The organism is Nonomuraea sp. NPDC050783 (assembly GCF_040802095.1).
GTDB lineage: Bacteria > Actinomycetota > Actinomycetes > Streptosporangiales > Streptosporangiaceae > Nonomuraea.
This window is the reverse complement of record NZ_JBFAHK010000006.1, coordinates 145,106-158,907: the sequence shown is the minus strand read 5'-3', so window position 1 is coordinate 158,907 and position 13,802 is coordinate 145,106. Positions and strand designations below refer to the sequence as shown.

Below are 13,802 nucleotides of genomic sequence, written 5' to 3'. Positions count from 1 at the left end.
CCCGTGCGTGAACGCACCCGTGCCGTCCTCGCCCACCAGCGCTTCCAGCGCTTCATCGTCGGGGTCATCCTGGTCAACGCCGTGACCCTGGGCCTGGAGACGTTCCCGTCCGTCGTCGCGCACTACGGCGTGCTGCTGACCGTGGTGGACCACGCCGCGCTCTACGTCTTCGCGGCCGAGCTGGCGGCCAAGATCTACGTGGAGCGGTCCCGGTTCGTCCGCGACCCGTGGAACGTCTTCGACTTCCTGATCGTCGCCATCGCCTTCGCGCCCGCGACCGGCGGCCTGTCGGTGCTGCGGGCGCTGCGCATCCTGCGCGCGCTGCGGCTGCTGTCGGTGGTGCCGAGCCTGCGCCGGGTGGTGTCGGCGCTGCTGCGCGCGATGCCGGGCATGAGCTCCATCGTGGTGCTGCTGGCCCTGGTGCTGTACGTGGGCGCGGTCATGGCCACCAAGCTCTACGGCACGGCCTCCCCCGACCGCTTCGGCACCCTGCCGACCTCGCTGTTCACCCTCTACCAGACGATGACCGGCGACGACTGGGGCAACATCGCCAGGGAGGTCATGGAGCGGCACCCGTCGGCCTGGATCTTCTTCACCATCTTCATCCTGGTGTGCACGTTCGTGATCCTCAACCTGTTCATGGCCGTCGTGGTCAGCGCCATGGACGAGGAGAGCGCCGAGGAACGCGCCGCCGCCGGGGAGTCGAACGCGAACGCCGAGCTCATCCTGCGGGAGCTGGCCGAGCTGCGCAAGGAGGTGGCCGAGCTACGCGGCCGCAGCCCCGTCGAGTGACCCGCCGGACGACCTCCCGCGCGCCCGGTAGGCCAGCCGCCACAGGGTGACGGCCAGCAGCAGCGCCACCACGGCCCAGCCGTCGAGCAGCTCGGACACCGCGGCCACGGCGAGCGGCGCGAGCACGGTGGGCACGGCCCAGAGCCAGATCCAGCGCCGGTCCGCGCCGAGCGCCACGCCGAGCGCCAGGGAGGCGGCGAAGTAGACGGCCAGGCCCCCGCCCAGCACCCAGCCGACGCCGCCGTGCGGGTGCGCGCCCGGCTCGGCGGTCACCGCGCCCAGCCCGGCCGCGGTGGCGGTGATGCCGGCGGTCATCGCGAAGTGGGCGGGCAGCGCCACGTACGCCCGCAGCCCGCGGGCGGTGGCGCCGGGCAGGGTGCTGATGCCGTACTGGAGGGTCAGCCACCACAGCGCGACGATCAGCCCGAACCCGGCCGCCGCGGCCAGCCCGAGCTGGAGGCTCCACGCGTGCCCCGAGGCGGCGGTGACGACCTGTAAGACCGCCTCGCCGAGCACGATGATCACGAACAGCCCGAGCCGTTCCCCGAGGTGCGGCACGTTGAGCACGGCGGCCACGGGCTCCTCCCTCGGGCGCGCCGGGCGGCCCTCCCCGGCGCGGCGCAGCTCGCGCTCCTCGCGCCGCCTGGCCTGCCGCCGCATCTCGCCGAGCAGCCGCTCGGGGCGGCGGCTCTGCAGCACCGAGAAGAGCATGTCGAGGACCAGGCCCAGCCCCCACAGCCAGTAGCGCACCGGCGGCTCGGCCCAGACGGAGGCGATCCACGGGGCCACGCCCGCGCCGAGCTGCGTCGCGGGCCAGGCGGTCAGGACGGTGCCGGCCTCCTGGAGGGTACGCGAGGCGCTGAAGCGGCAGGTGATGTACGCGGCGATGAACCAGCCCTCGTGCGTGCCGCCCCCGTCCATCCGGTGGGCCACGTCGGGCGCGGCCGCGGCCATCACGGCGATGCCGAACATGCCGATGAGCATGGCGCGCACGTGGGTCCTGTCACCGCGCACGTTGGAGTAGAGCGTGAGGGCGGTCCACACGCTCCACACCGCGTAGTAGAGCAGCACGAAGAGTGCCACGTCCGGCCAGGTCGGGTGCGCCAGCCGGTGCGCGAGCTGCGCCACCGCCACGACGACGACGAGGTCGAAGAACAGCTCCAGCCAGCTCGCGTGACGCTCCTCCGCGTGATCCACGGCTAACGAGAATAGAACTCCACGACGAGCTGCTCGTCCACGGGGACCGCGATCTGCTCGCGCTCGGGCCGGTGGGTCAGCGTGAAGCGCAGGTCGGCGTGGTCCACCGACAGGTACGCCGCGGTGCGCTCGTCGGCGTGGACGCCCTCGGCGGCGGCCACGAACGGCTGCATGCGGCGCGAGCGCTCCCTGACCGACACGACCTGGCCGGGCTTGACCAGGTAGCTGGGGATGTCCACCTTGCGGCCGTCCACGGCGATGTGCCCGTGGGCGATGTACTGCCGGGCGGCGTAGATGGACGGCGCGAACCCGGCGCGCAGCACGAGCGAGGCCAGGCGGCTCTCCAGCAGCGTCACCAGCTCGGCGCCGGACGCGCCGGGCTTGCGCACCGCCAGGTCCCAGTAGCGGCGCAGCTGCCGCTCGGAGACGTCGTAGTACCAGCGCAGCTTCTGCTTCTCCAGCAGCCGCAGCCCGTAGTCGCCGCTGTTGCGGCGGTTGGTCTTGCGGCCGTGCTCGCCCGGCGGGTAGGGGCGCTGCTCGAAGTAGCGGACGGCTTTCCTGGTCAGCGGGACGCCCGCGCGACGCGACAGTCGCACCTTGGGGCCGGTGTAGCGCACGTTCACCTCAATGTGATTAGGTAATCCTTACTTAGGCAAGCCTAACTTACCATTGAATGTGCTTCCAAGGAGGCGTCATGCTGCCGATCCCCGAGCGGGTCCGCACCCTCGCCGCGACCGCCGGTGTCGCCAAGCTCGCCGTCGACGGCGCTCCCTCCGCCGCCCGCGGCGGCGTGGACGAGCGCGGCCGTCCCGTGCTGCTCGTGCGCCCCGGCGAGAGCCTGCACGGATTGAGCGGCGACGCCGTGGTGGCGGTGAACCTCACCGCGATGCGCAGGCTGGGCGAGGCCACGCACCCGCGCGGGCTGATCGAGGTGCAGGGCTGGGCCGAGGCGGTGCCCGAGGCCGAGGCGCGGGCCGCGGCGGTGGCGGTGGCGGCGCACTGCGCGGACGAGAGCCTGTTCGAGGCACTGGAGCGGTACGGGCGGCCGGACGCGCCGCGGCTGCTGCGCCTGGACGTGGCCCAGGTCGTCTACCTGACCGGCCAGGAGTCGGGACTGCTGGACGCCGACGAGTACCTGGGCGCGGCCCCCGACCCGCTGGCCGAGACCGCCGAGCGGGTGCTGGCCCACGTCAACGCCTCCCACCGGGCGCAGCTCACCGCCGGGGTGTCGCGGCAGCTCGGCGAGCCGGCCGGCGAGGTGTGGCTGTGGGAGCTGGACCGGTTCGGGGCCACCGTGCGGGTGGACGAGTCGCTGGTGCGCTTCCCCTGGCCGCGGCCCGCGCGCTCCGGCCTGTGCCTGGAGACCGCGCTGCGCGGCCTGCTGTGCACCTGCTGATCACGCCTTCCCGGCCCTGGCCTCCTCCGTCCCGCCGAGATCGCTGAGGTGAAATCCGGTGGCCGGCTGCGGGGTCTGGGGCCGGCCGTGTCGTCGGCGCGTTGCCGCCGGCCCGCCACGTCCCGCCTGGCACGAGCCTTGGCGACCGATGGGCGGCGCCCCGATCCGCTGCGGCGCCTCGCGGGTGACGGTCGAATGCCGCCGCCGATCCGGACCGCCGCTGAGGCTTACGGCACCCGCCCGATCGGCCGGGCTCTCGGCTCACACCTCGATGCCGTATCCGTGCTCGGACAGGTCGAACCAGTTGCCCTCCAGGTCGATCGCGCGGTATTCGGCGAAGGGTCGTTTCGAGGCCCGGAGCGCGGGCTGCTCGATCCCGGCGGCGGACAGGCCGCTGCATGTCCGCGCGGCATCGGGCACGTGGAACCCGAAGTGGTTCATCCCGACCGGGGCCTCCCCGGCCATCTGCAGCTTCAGCAGGGCCAGCGTCAGGTATCCGTCGCCCAGGAAATGGTTGCCCTCGGGATCGGCGAGGATGAGGTCCATGCCGAAATGCTCGCAGTAGAACTGCGCCAGGGCCTTCGGGTCGCGGGCGTACAGGGCGAGGTGCCGGATGGTGGGCCGGGACATCTGATGCCTCCAGGGACCTGACTTCATCACTTCGGGTGTCCGTGCGATTCCCGTGCGTACTCGCGGCAAACGTGGCGCGGGAGGCATCCCGCACGTACGCCCGCGACAGGAGAACTTAACCTTGAGCTTCGTCACTCTGGGCATCAGTGTGGCTACTGAAAGTCAAAAGGGGAGGCGCGATGACGGCCACCGGCAGGCGACCCGACTGCCACACCGCCGTCGTGGACCACCTCGTCCTCCAGTCGTTCGTCCACGTCGCCATGCGGACTTATGAGCTGTGCACCCCCAGCAGGCCGCTGTCATGCTTCGCCGTCCTGGTCGGTGAGATCACCGAGGAGGTGGCGCTGATCCGGGAAATCGTGCCGGGGCGGAGCGTGCGGGCCACCGATCCCGCGGTCGCCACGGAGTTCCGCTCGGGGGTCGTTCCTCGTTTCGGCACGGCCTACGAGAACGAGCACCGGGGTTTCTGGGCCGACCCGCGGGAGCTGCTGCGCATCCATCGGGAAGCCGACGAACGAGGATGGGACATCATCGGCTCCATCCACATGCATCCGGACTGGCACCGCATCGGCCCGCTCGGCGAACGCGGGCTGCGCCTCAGTCAGGAACCGACGCCCATGGACGTCTACATGTTCGCCAACACCCGCTGGCCGGTCAACATGATCTGTTATCTGGAGCGCTCGGGCCACGGCTTCCAGTACGCCGTCGCCGCATGGGCCCCACCGTCCGCCCCCGACGCGACGACCTGCCCGGACATGGATTTCCGCTTCTGGTCCGCGTCATGAACAACGCCGGGATACACGAGCTGTTCACCGAGATGGAGGCGGCGTGGGCGGAGTCGGACGCGGAACGTTTCGCGCGGGTCTTCGCCTCCGACGCCGATTTCATCTCCGTGCGCTGCGATCGAATCGACGGGCGGGCCGCCATCGCCGCCGCGCACGCCCGGCTCTTCGCGACCGTTTACGCCGGCACCCGGCTCACGGTGACCGTCCGGCGCGTCAGGCATCGCGCACCGCGGCTGGCCATCGCGCACCTGGACTCGGCGCTGCTGCACCTCGACGGCTCACCCGCGCCCGGCCTCGGCGGAAATCCCGGGAACACGATGCACGCGCAAGCGGTCCTTGAGCACAACAGCATCAGATGGCACATCACGTCCTTCATGAACATGGTGCCGCTCCCGCGCATAGCTGATCGATGAAGAACAGTCCTCGACCCAGACCCCGGCGAGACAGAACCGCGACACGAAGGGAACACGAGGTGGACACTCGCGACAAGGGAGCCCTATGGCTCTTCAAGAAGGACTGGTCCTTCGACTCCAAGCCGTCGATCGACGACTTCGAGTCGTACGCCAAGGCGCTGATGATCTGCGCCAAGGGGGACGGTGTGATCGCCCCGGCGGAGCGGGAATGGATCGTCGGTTACTTCGCCGCCTTCGGCTGCACCGACCGCCTGGCGGAGACGCTGGAGAAGTACGAGGCGAACGACACGTTCGAGGCCGTTCTCAGCAACAGCGACGCGGCCCGGGCCTGCTCTCGCGGGATCGTCCATGACGCCATCCGCGCGTGCTCCGCCGACGGAGAGCTCCAGGAAGGCGAGCTCGCCAGCATCCGCACCATGAACCGGCTGCTCGGCCACCCCGACGAGCTCGTGGACGAATGGGTGGAGTTCCACCGGAACGAGGCGCGCATGCGGACCCAGCGGGCCGAGATGATCTGGCCGGACCCCAAGGACAAGCCGTTCTAGCACTCCCCTCACCCGCGGAAGCCCTCACCTCGAAAGGGACGGTCCTGGGTCCGTGAGGTCGCGCGGCAGCCGCCCCCGCCGCGCCGGCCCCGGGCCCGGGACCGTCGGATCGCCCGGCACCACAGCCCAGGGAGTTGGGACCCCATGGACACGACCCGGCCACTCACGCCACAACCCCTCATGAAGATCGTCTCCGGCCTGTGGGCTTCCAAGACCCTGGCTGCCGCCTGCGAGCTCGAACTGTTCACCCTGCTGTCCGCCACCGGGCCGCTCACTCCCGACGCCATCGGTGACCGGCTCGCCCTGCGACCGCGCCCCACCGAGACGCTCCTGACCGCCTGCGCGTCCCTCGGGCTTCTGGACGTCGACGCCGGCCGGTACGGCAACTCCGCCCTGGCCGAGGAGTTCCTGGTCAAGGGCAAGCACTACTATTTCGGCGGCTGGGTCCTCGGCGTCGACGCCCACGACTATCCCGGGTGGATGCGCCTGATGGACGCGCTGCGCACGGACCGGCCCACCGCCTGGGACCCTGACGAGCGCGGCAGCCTGTTCGACCCCGGCGACCCCGTCATGGTCGACTTCTTCTGGCAGGCGATGCACTCGCTGTCCATCTTCACCGCGAGCGTGCTCGCGGACTCGGTGGACCTCAGCGATGTGAGACACCTCCTGGACGTAGGCGGTGGCGGGGCCGCGTACGACATCGAGCTGTGCCGCCGCTACCCCGAGCTGACCACCGCGATCTACGACCTGCCGTTCGTGTGCGAACTGACGCGGCCCGCCGTCGAGAAGGCGGGCCTCGGCGACCGGATCGAGCTCGTCCCGGGAGACTTCTTCGCCGAACCCGAACTGCCCGGCGGGTACGACGCCTGCCTGTTGTCGATGATCCTCCACGACTGGTCCGAGGACGACTGCAAGGAACTGCTGGCCAAGTGTCACCGGGCCCTGGCGCCCGGCGGGCGGATCCTCATCAGCGAGCTGCTGGTCGACGACGCCAAGGACGGCCCTCCCGACGCGGCTCTGATGAGCCTGACGATGCTCGTCGAAACCTGGGGGCGCAACTACACCGCGGCCGAGTACAGCGGCTGGCTGGAGGACGCCGGCTTCACCCAGGTGCGCGTCGAGCGCTTCGACGCCCCCGGCGCGAACGGAGTGGTGATCGCCCGCAAGCCCAGCTAGATCGCCATCCGGCGGCGTTCGTCATCACGCGATCGTCCGGACGCACCTGGAGTGCGCTCAGAAGGGCGTCCAAGTCAGTCTTCACACACCGACCACGGACGCCCTTCGCCACGCCCGCGGCCGGTCGCCAAATCCCACGTCAGCGATCTCAGCAGGTGGCCGAGGCCGTGCTCGGCGAGGGCCGGGTAGCGGCCGGCCCGCTCGCGCCGGGCGGCTACGAGCTGGGGGACGTGTGACCCGGGGACGCGCGGCGCCGGGCCGGGGGCGGGTGAGCCTCAGCCCGGCCGGCGGCGCAGGACGGTGACCGTCATGGCCTCGTCCACGGCCTCGGGCGAGAGCACGTGGTCGAGCACCATCACCGCGCAGCCGCTGATGCCCGCCTGCGCGCCCAGCCGGCTCGGCTCGATGCGCAGCCGGCGCGTGGCCAGGGCCGTGGAGCGGCGGTAGACGACCTCGCGGATGCTCGACACCAGCGGCCCGAACGCCTCGGCCACGTCGCCGCCGAGCACCACCACCGACGGGTTGAGGATGTTGACCGCGCCGGCCAGCACCTCGCCGATGCGCCGCCCGGCCGTGCGGACCATGGCCATGGTCTCGGCGTCGCCGGCGCGGACCAGGGCGGTGACGTCGGCGATGGTCTTGACGTCCTTGCCGGCCGCGCGCAGCTCGCGCAGCAGCGCGGTGCCGCTGGCCACGGAGTCGACGCAGTCGGTGTTGCCGCAGCGGCACAACACGCCGCCGCCGTCGAGCACGGGGATGTGGCCGATCTCGCCGGCCGCGCCGAGCGCGCCGCGCAGGATGCCGCCGCCGGCGATCACGCCCGCGCCGATGCGCGTGGACACCTTCACGAACATCAGGTCGTCGAGGTCGGGGTAGACGCCGCGGTGCTCGCCGATGGCCAGCACGTTGACGTCGTTGTCGACCAGCACGGGGACGGGGAAACGCTCCCGGATGAGCGGCGGGATCACCACGCCGGTCCACGAGGCCATCACCCGGGCGCTCTCGGTGCGGCCCTGCGCGAACTCGACGGTGGCGGGCACGCCCATGCCGACCCCGCGGATCAGCTCGCGCGGCCGGTCGCCGAGCAGGTCGTCCCAGGTGTCCATGAGCAGCGGCAGCACGACGTCGGGGCCCTGCTCGACGTCCATGGTGAACTCGCGGCCCTCCAGCTCGCGCCCGGCCAGGTCGCAGACGGCGACGCGGGTGCGGGTCGCGCCGAGCGCGGCCACCAGCACCACGCCGCCCGCGGCGTTGAACTCCAGCCGCACGGGCGGCCGGCCGCCGGTCGAGGGGGCGTCGGTGCGCTCCACGACGAGCCCGCGTTCCAGCAGCTCGGCGACGCGCAGCTGCACCGCGGGGCGCGACAGGCCGGTGACCCGGCCGAGGTCGGCCCGCGTCACGGCCTCACCGGCGCGGATGAGGCGAAGCACTTCGCCGCTCGTGGCGAGGGTCGCGGCGGTACGACGTGGCATCGGCTAAGTGAACCACACGGGCTTAGGTAATGAAAACTCGGAACTTTTTCATCTCAGATGCCAAAACTCTGCTTGTGCACAACCCAAACTCTCGTTAGTGTCCGTTCTGTCCCTGCGTTGGTAGATCTTCGGAGTCCCACACCGTGTCCACCCACCCCGCCCCCGTCGCCCACACCGCCGATCTCGTCGTCTTCGGCGGGACCGGTGACCTGTCCATGCGCAAGCTGCTTCCCGCGCTCTACCACAGCGACCGGGACGGCCGGCTCTCCCCGGAGACCCGCGTGATCGCCCTGTCCCGTGGCGGGCTGACCGACGCCGACTTCCGCGGCAAGGTGGACGCCGAGGTACGCGGCTCCGTCCCCGTCGACGACCTGTCGGTGTGGGAGCGTTTCCTGGACCGCCTGCACCACGTGACGGTGGACGTGTCGGCGGACGGCGCGGCGGACGGCTGGCGCGCCCTGGCCGGCCTGCTGGCCGGGCACGAGGAGCGCGACCGGGTGTTCTACCTGGCCAGCCCGCCCCGCACGTTCGGCCCCTTCTGCCGGCAGGCGGCCGAGGCCGGGCTGGTGACGCCGCGCTCGCGCGTGGTGCTGGAGAAGCCCCTCGGCCACGACCTGGTGAGCGCCCAGGCCATCAACGACGAGGTCGGCGCCATCTTCGACGAGCGCCAGATCTTCCGCATCGACCACTACCTGGGCAAGGAGACCGTCCAGAACCTGCTGGTCCTGCGCTTCGCCAACGCCTTCCTGGAGCCGATCTGGAACTCCCTGTGGATCGACCACGTCCAGATCACCGCCGCCGAGACCGTCGGCACGCCGGGCCGGCGCGGTTACTACGACCACGCGGGCGCGCTGCGCGACATGGTGCAGAACCACCTGCTGCAGCTCCTCACGCTCACCGCGATGGAGCCGCCGGCCCGCAACGACCGTGAGGCCATCCGCGACGAGAAGGTCAAGGTGCTGCAGGCGCTGCGGCCCATCGCGGGCACCGAGGTGGACCGTTTCACCGTGCGCGGCCAGTACGTCGGCGCCGGCGACATGCCCGGCTACCTCGACGAGCCCGGCTCGACGCCGCCCACCGAGGACTCGCGGCGGGTGGAGACCTTCACCGCGATCCGGGCCGAGATCAGGAACTGGCGCTGGGCCGGGGTGCCGTTCTACCTGCGCACCGGCAAGCGGATGCCGTACCGGCGCTCGGAGATCGTGGTGCAGTTCAAGGACGTGCCGCACTCCATCTTCCCCGGCGGCAGCCCCAACCGCCTGGTGCTGCGCCTGCAGCCGGAGGAGGGCATCGAGCTGCACATCATGGCCAAGGAGCCGGGCGCGGGCGAGGTGACGCTGAAGCCGGTGCCGCTGTCGCTGAACTTCGGCAAGACCTTCACCAACCGGGTGCCCGAGGCGTACGAGCGGCTGCTGACCGACGTGCTGGCCGGCAACCCCACCCTGTTCATGCGCCGCGACGAGGTCGAGGCCGCCTGGCGCTGGATCGATCCGATCCTGGACGCCTGGAAGGCCGCCCCCGCGCTGCCCGAGCCCTACCCCGCCGGAACCGCCGGCCCCGCCGGAGCCCACGAGCTGCTCGGCCGCAGCGGTCGCGCGTGGCACGAGGAGGAACTGTGAACGCCCCCGTCAACCCCGTCATCAGGGAAGTCACCGACCGCATCCGCGAGCGCAGCGCCGCCAGCCGGGCCGCCTACCTGGCGCGCGTGCGCCGCGACGGCGAGGCCGCCAGGGCCAAGGGCCCGGCCCGCGCCCACCTCGGCTGCGCGAACCTGGCCCACGGCTTCGCCGCCGCGCCCGCCGAGGACAAGCTGGCGCTGCGCGGCACGGCCAAGCCGGGCGTAGCCATCGTGACCAGCTACAACGACATGCTCTCGGCCCACCAGCCGTACGAGACGTACCCGCCGGAGCTGAAGGACGCCGTGCGCCGGGCCGGCGGCGTCGCGCAGGTCGCCGGCGGCGTGCCGGCCATGTGCGACGGCATCACGCAGGGCCGCCCGGGCATGGAGCTGTCGCTCTACAGCCGCGACGTCATCGCGATGGCGACGGCGATCGCGCTGTCGCACGACATGTTCGACGCCACGCTGCTGCTGGGCGTCTGCGACAAGATCGTGCCGGGCCTGTTCATCGGGGCGCTGCACTTCGGGCACCTGCCGGCGATCTTCGTGCCGGCCGGGCCGATGGCCTCCGGGCTGCCCAACAAGGTCAAGGCGCGCACCCGCCAGCTCTTCGCCGAGGGCAAGGTCGGCAGGGACGAGCTGCTGGACGCCGAGGCGAACTCGTACCACTCCCCCGGCACCTGCACCTTCTACGGCACCGCCAACTCCAACCAGGCGCTGATGGAGGTCATGGGCCTGCACCTGCCCGGCTCGACGTTCGTCAACCCGCACACCGAGCTGCGCCACGCGCTGACCAGGGCGGCCGGCCGGCGCGCGGTGGAGATCACCGCGCACGGCGCGGAGTACACGCCGATCGGCGAGCTGGTGGACGAGAAGAGCATCGTCAACGCCTGCGTGGCGCTGCTGGCCACCGGCGGCTCCACCAACCACACGCTGCACCTGGTGGCCATGGCCGCCGCCGCGGGCATCCTGCTGACCTGGGACGACTTCGCTCGCCTGTCGGGCGCCGTGCCGTCGCTGACCAGGATCTACCCCAACGGCCAGGCGGACGTGAACCACTTCCGCGAGGCGGGCGGCATGCAGGTGCTCATCGGCGACCTGCTCGACGCGGGCCTGCTGCACGGCGACGTGCTGACCGTGGCCGGCCCCGGCCTCGACCGCTACCGCGAGGCCCCCGAGCTGGTGGACGGCGAGCTGGTCTGGGCGCCGGTCACCGGCGGCAGCAAGGACCTCGATGTGCTGCGGCCGGTGTCCGAGCCGTTCTCGGCGGACGGCGGCATCCACATGGTCGAGGGCAACCTGGGCCGCGCGGTCAGCAAGGTCTCGGCGGTCAAGCCCGAGCACCTGGTGATCGAGGCGCCGGCCAAGGTGTTCGACGACCAGCTCGACCTGCTCAAGGCGTTCGAGGCGGGCGAGCTGGACGGGCAGGACTTCGTGGCGGTCATCCGCTACCAGGGGCCCAGCGCGAACGGCATGCCCGAGCTGCACAAGCTGACGCCGCCGCTGGCGGTGCTGCTGGACCGCGGCCAGCGGGTGGCGATCGTCACCGACGGCCGCATGTCAGGCGCGTCGGGCAAGGTCCCCGCTGCCATCCATCTGTCGCCGGAGGCGGCCGACGGCGGGCCGATCGCGCTGGTGCGCGACGGCGACGTGATCCGGCTGGACTCGGCGGCCGGCACGCTGGAGCTGCTGGTGCCGGCCGAGGAGCTGGCCCGGCGGGTGCCCGAGGGCCGGCCGCTGAGCGACGCGCAGTGGGTGGGCACCGGGCGCGAGCTGTTCGCCACGTTCCGCCGCATGGCGGGTCACGCCGAGCAGGGCGCGGGCATCTTCGGCGTGAGCGGCGCCGAGTCGCCGTACCACGGGCCGGGCCTGGGCTTCCCCGCCGAGGCGGGCGCCTCGCACCTGGAGACGGGCGCCCCGCTGGGGGCGCGTCCCGCCGGACTGGCCCGGTGAGCGGTTTTATCCCTGTACGGTGCTTTATGTCCGTATGGCGTGCGATGGCCGCTCATCGCCTGCCACACGCTCACGGTCCCCTCTGTGACGCCGTGAGCGTCCGTGGCATCCTTCGGGAGATGGCGAGCGATCTTGACGCCGCCCTGACTACCGGAGGTGTGCGGTGAGTGCCTTTGACCTTCCGTGGCTCGTGGCCGACATCGGGGGGACCAACGCCCGCTTCGGGCTGGTGACCTCGCTGGACGGGCGGCCGTCGAACGTCGCGGTCCTGGCCGGGGCCGACTACCCCACCCTCCCCGAGGCCGTGACCGCCTACCTCGCGCAACACGCGGGCGGAGCGCGGCCGGGGGCGGCCTGCCTGGCCCTCGCCGGCCCGATCGACGGCGACCGCTACCGGCTCACCAACTCCGCGTGGGCCGGGTCGGTCCGGGACCTGGACATCCCCTACACGCGGCTGCTCAACGACTTCGAGGCGCTGGCCGTCTCCCTGCCGCACCTGGACGCCGGCGACCTGGTGTCGCTCGGCGGCCCCGAGCCCGGGCACGGCGTCAAGGCCGTGCTCGGCCCCGGCACCGGGCTCGGCGTGGGCGGGCTGGTGCCGGCCGAGCACGGCTGGACGCCGATCCCCGGCGAGGGCGGGCACGTCACCGTCCCGGCCGTGGACGCGCGGGAGCTGGAGATCGTCCGGGTCCTGCGGGCGCGGGGGCTGCCGCACGTGGTGGCCGAGCACGTGCTGTCCGGGCCCGGCCTGGTCCGGCTGCACCGGGCGCTGGCCGAGGTCAACGGTGTGAGCGCGCCCGAGCTGTCCGCCGCCGACATCGTGGCCCGGCTGGACGACTCGCTGTGCGCGGAGACCGTGGAGGTGTTCTGCGGCATGCTGGGCAGCTTCGCCGGGAACGTCGCGCTGACGCTCGGCGCGCGGGGCGGCGTCTACCTGGGCGGCGGGGTGCTGCCCAGGATCGTGGAGCGGGTGTGCGCCAGCGACTTCCGCGCCCGCTTCACCGCCAACCCCGACATGTCCGCGTACCTGGAGGGCATCGGGACGGCGCTCATCGTCGCCCCGCAGCCCGCGCTGACCGGCGCGGCGGCCTGGCTGAGCCAGCACGCCCGCCGGGAGCTGGTGAGCTGAGGACGGCGGCCGGTCCGTCCACGAACTGACCCGGCCCGCCGCCGGCGGGCCGACGAGGAGAGAAGACCCCCATGAGCTTGCTCGATCTGGCCCCCGTGATCCCGGTCGTGGTGATCGACGACGCCGCGACCGCCGTGCCGCTGGCCCGGGCGCTGGTCGCCGGCGGCCTGCCGGTCATCGAGGTGACCCTGCGCACCCCGGCCGCGCGCGAGGCCATCGCCCGCATCGCCGCCGAGGTGCCGGAGGCCACGGTGGGCGCGGGCACCGTCCGCACCGCCGAGGACATCGCCGCCTCGGCCGCGGCCGGCGCGAAGTTCCTGGTCTCGCCGGGCACGACGCCGTCGCTGGTGGAGGCGTTGGAGGCGGGCGGGGTGCCGTACCTGCCCGGGGCGGCCACCGTGTCGGAGGTCATGGCGCTGGCCGAGCGGGGCATCAAGGAGCTGAAGTTCTTCCCGGCGGAGGCGGCGGGCGGCGTACCCTACCTGAAGTCCCTGTCCGGCCCGCTCCCCGACGTGCGCTTCTGCCCGACCGGCGGCATCCGCGCCACCACCGCCGCCGACTACCTGGCGCTGCCGAACGTCGGCTGCGTCGGCGGCACCTGGCTGACCCCGGCCGACGCCCTGGAGTCGGGCGACTGGCCCCGCATCGAGAAACTGGCCGCCGAGGCCGCCGCCCTGCGTCCCTGACCCGGCACAC

14 protein-coding genes are annotated in these 13,802 nt (G+C 72.3%); 10 read left to right on the top strand and 4 right to left on the bottom strand.

Annotation, left to right across the window (positions count from 1 at the left end):
* Nucleotides 1–3 precede the first annotated feature (3 nt).
* Entirely contained in the window at nucleotides 4–792 is a 789-nt protein-coding gene (locus AB0H75_RS18195) for an ion transporter (RefSeq protein WP_367797439.1), read from the top strand.
* Here AB0H75_RS18195 and AB0H75_RS18190 read toward each other — a convergent pair.
* Together AB0H75_RS18190 and rpsD are read right to left on the bottom strand one after the other, a co-directional pair.
* Nucleotides 766–1,989 (bottom strand): low temperature requirement protein A, encoded by a 1,224-nt coding sequence (locus AB0H75_RS18190; RefSeq protein ID WP_367797437.1) that lies wholly within the window; start codon nucleotides 1,987–1,989, stop codon nucleotides 766–768. The genes AB0H75_RS18195 and AB0H75_RS18190 overlap by 27 nt on opposite strands.
* Before the next feature lie 2 nt (nucleotides 1,990–1,991).
* Entirely contained in the window at nucleotides 1,992–2,606 is a 615-nt protein-coding gene (gene rpsD, locus AB0H75_RS18185) for a 30S ribosomal protein S4 (protein WP_367798182.1), read from the bottom strand.
* A gap of 77 nt (nucleotides 2,607–2,683) precedes the next feature.
* Here rpsD and AB0H75_RS18180 point away from each other — a divergent pair, with 77 nt between their 5' ends.
* On the top strand, nucleotides 2,684–3,385 hold the full coding sequence (locus AB0H75_RS18180; protein ID WP_367797435.1) for a DUF2470 domain-containing protein: 702 nt from the start codon (nucleotides 2,684–2,686) through the stop codon (nucleotides 3,383–3,385).
* A gap of 261 nt (nucleotides 3,386–3,646) precedes the next feature.
* Here AB0H75_RS18180 and AB0H75_RS18175 read toward each other — a convergent pair whose 3' ends face one another.
* Entirely contained in the window at nucleotides 3,647–4,015 is a 369-nt protein-coding gene (locus AB0H75_RS18175) for a VOC family protein (RefSeq protein ID WP_367797433.1), read from the bottom strand.
* Between the two features lie 179 nt (nucleotides 4,016–4,194).
* Here AB0H75_RS18175 and AB0H75_RS18170 point away from each other — a divergent pair, with 179 nt between their 5' ends.
* From AB0H75_RS18170 to AB0H75_RS18155, 4 genes are all read left to right on the top strand, one after another.
* Nucleotides 4,195–4,800, top strand: coding sequence for a hypothetical protein (locus AB0H75_RS18170; protein ID WP_367797431.1), 606 nt, complete (start codon nucleotides 4,195–4,197; stop codon nucleotides 4,798–4,800).
* Nucleotides 4,797–5,213, top strand: a complete 417-nt coding sequence (locus tag AB0H75_RS18165) for an SgcJ/EcaC family oxidoreductase (protein WP_367797429.1) — start codon at nucleotides 4,797–4,799, stop codon at nucleotides 5,211–5,213. Before AB0H75_RS18170 ends, AB0H75_RS18165 begins: the two co-directional genes overlap by 4 nt.
* Before the next feature lie 59 nt (nucleotides 5,214–5,272).
* Nucleotides 5,273–5,758 carry a hypothetical protein gene (locus AB0H75_RS18160; RefSeq protein WP_367797427.1) on the top strand — a complete coding sequence of 162 codons (486 nt, stop codon included), beginning with the start codon at nucleotides 5,273–5,275 and terminating at the stop codon, nucleotides 5,756–5,758.
* A gap of 144 nt (nucleotides 5,759–5,902) precedes the next feature.
* Complete coding sequence (locus AB0H75_RS18155) at nucleotides 5,903–6,934, top strand: methyltransferase (RefSeq protein ID WP_367797425.1); 1,032 nt, start codon at nucleotides 5,903–5,905, stop codon at nucleotides 6,932–6,934.
* Nucleotides 6,935–7,209: 275 nt separating this feature from the next.
* Here the strand turns inward: AB0H75_RS18155 and AB0H75_RS18150 are convergent, their stop codons facing one another.
* Nucleotides 7,210–8,406 (bottom strand): ROK family protein, encoded by a 1,197-nt coding sequence (locus tag AB0H75_RS18150; RefSeq protein WP_367797423.1) that lies wholly within the window; start codon nucleotides 8,404–8,406, stop codon nucleotides 7,210–7,212.
* Nucleotides 8,407–8,549: 143 nt separating this feature from the next.
* On the opposite strand from AB0H75_RS18150, the gene zwf reads away from it, so the two are divergent.
* The 4 genes from zwf (at nucleotide 8,550) to eda (ending at nucleotide 13,792) form a co-directional block, all read left to right on the top strand.
* On the top strand, nucleotides 8,550–10,025 hold the full coding sequence (gene zwf / locus AB0H75_RS18145) for a glucose-6-phosphate dehydrogenase (RefSeq protein WP_367797421.1): 1,476 nt from the start codon (nucleotides 8,550–8,552) through the stop codon (nucleotides 10,023–10,025).
* Nucleotides 10,022–11,977: a phosphogluconate dehydratase gene (gene edd, locus AB0H75_RS18140; RefSeq protein ID WP_367797420.1), complete on the top strand. Its 1,956-nt coding sequence runs from the start codon at nucleotides 10,022–10,024 to the stop codon at nucleotides 11,975–11,977. Before zwf ends, edd begins: the two co-directional genes overlap by 4 nt.
* Nucleotides 11,978–12,140: 163 nt before the next feature.
* Nucleotides 12,141–13,106, top strand: coding sequence for a glucokinase (gene glk, locus AB0H75_RS18135; protein ID WP_367797418.1), 966 nt, complete (start codon nucleotides 12,141–12,143; stop codon nucleotides 13,104–13,106).
* Between the two features lie 71 nt (nucleotides 13,107–13,177).
* On the top strand, nucleotides 13,178–13,792 hold the full coding sequence (gene eda / locus AB0H75_RS18130) for a bifunctional 4-hydroxy-2-oxoglutarate aldolase/2-dehydro-3-deoxy-phosphogluconate aldolase (protein WP_367797416.1): 615 nt from the start codon (nucleotides 13,178–13,180) through the stop codon (nucleotides 13,790–13,792).
* The last annotated feature ends 10 nt before the right edge of the window (nucleotides 13,793–13,802 follow it).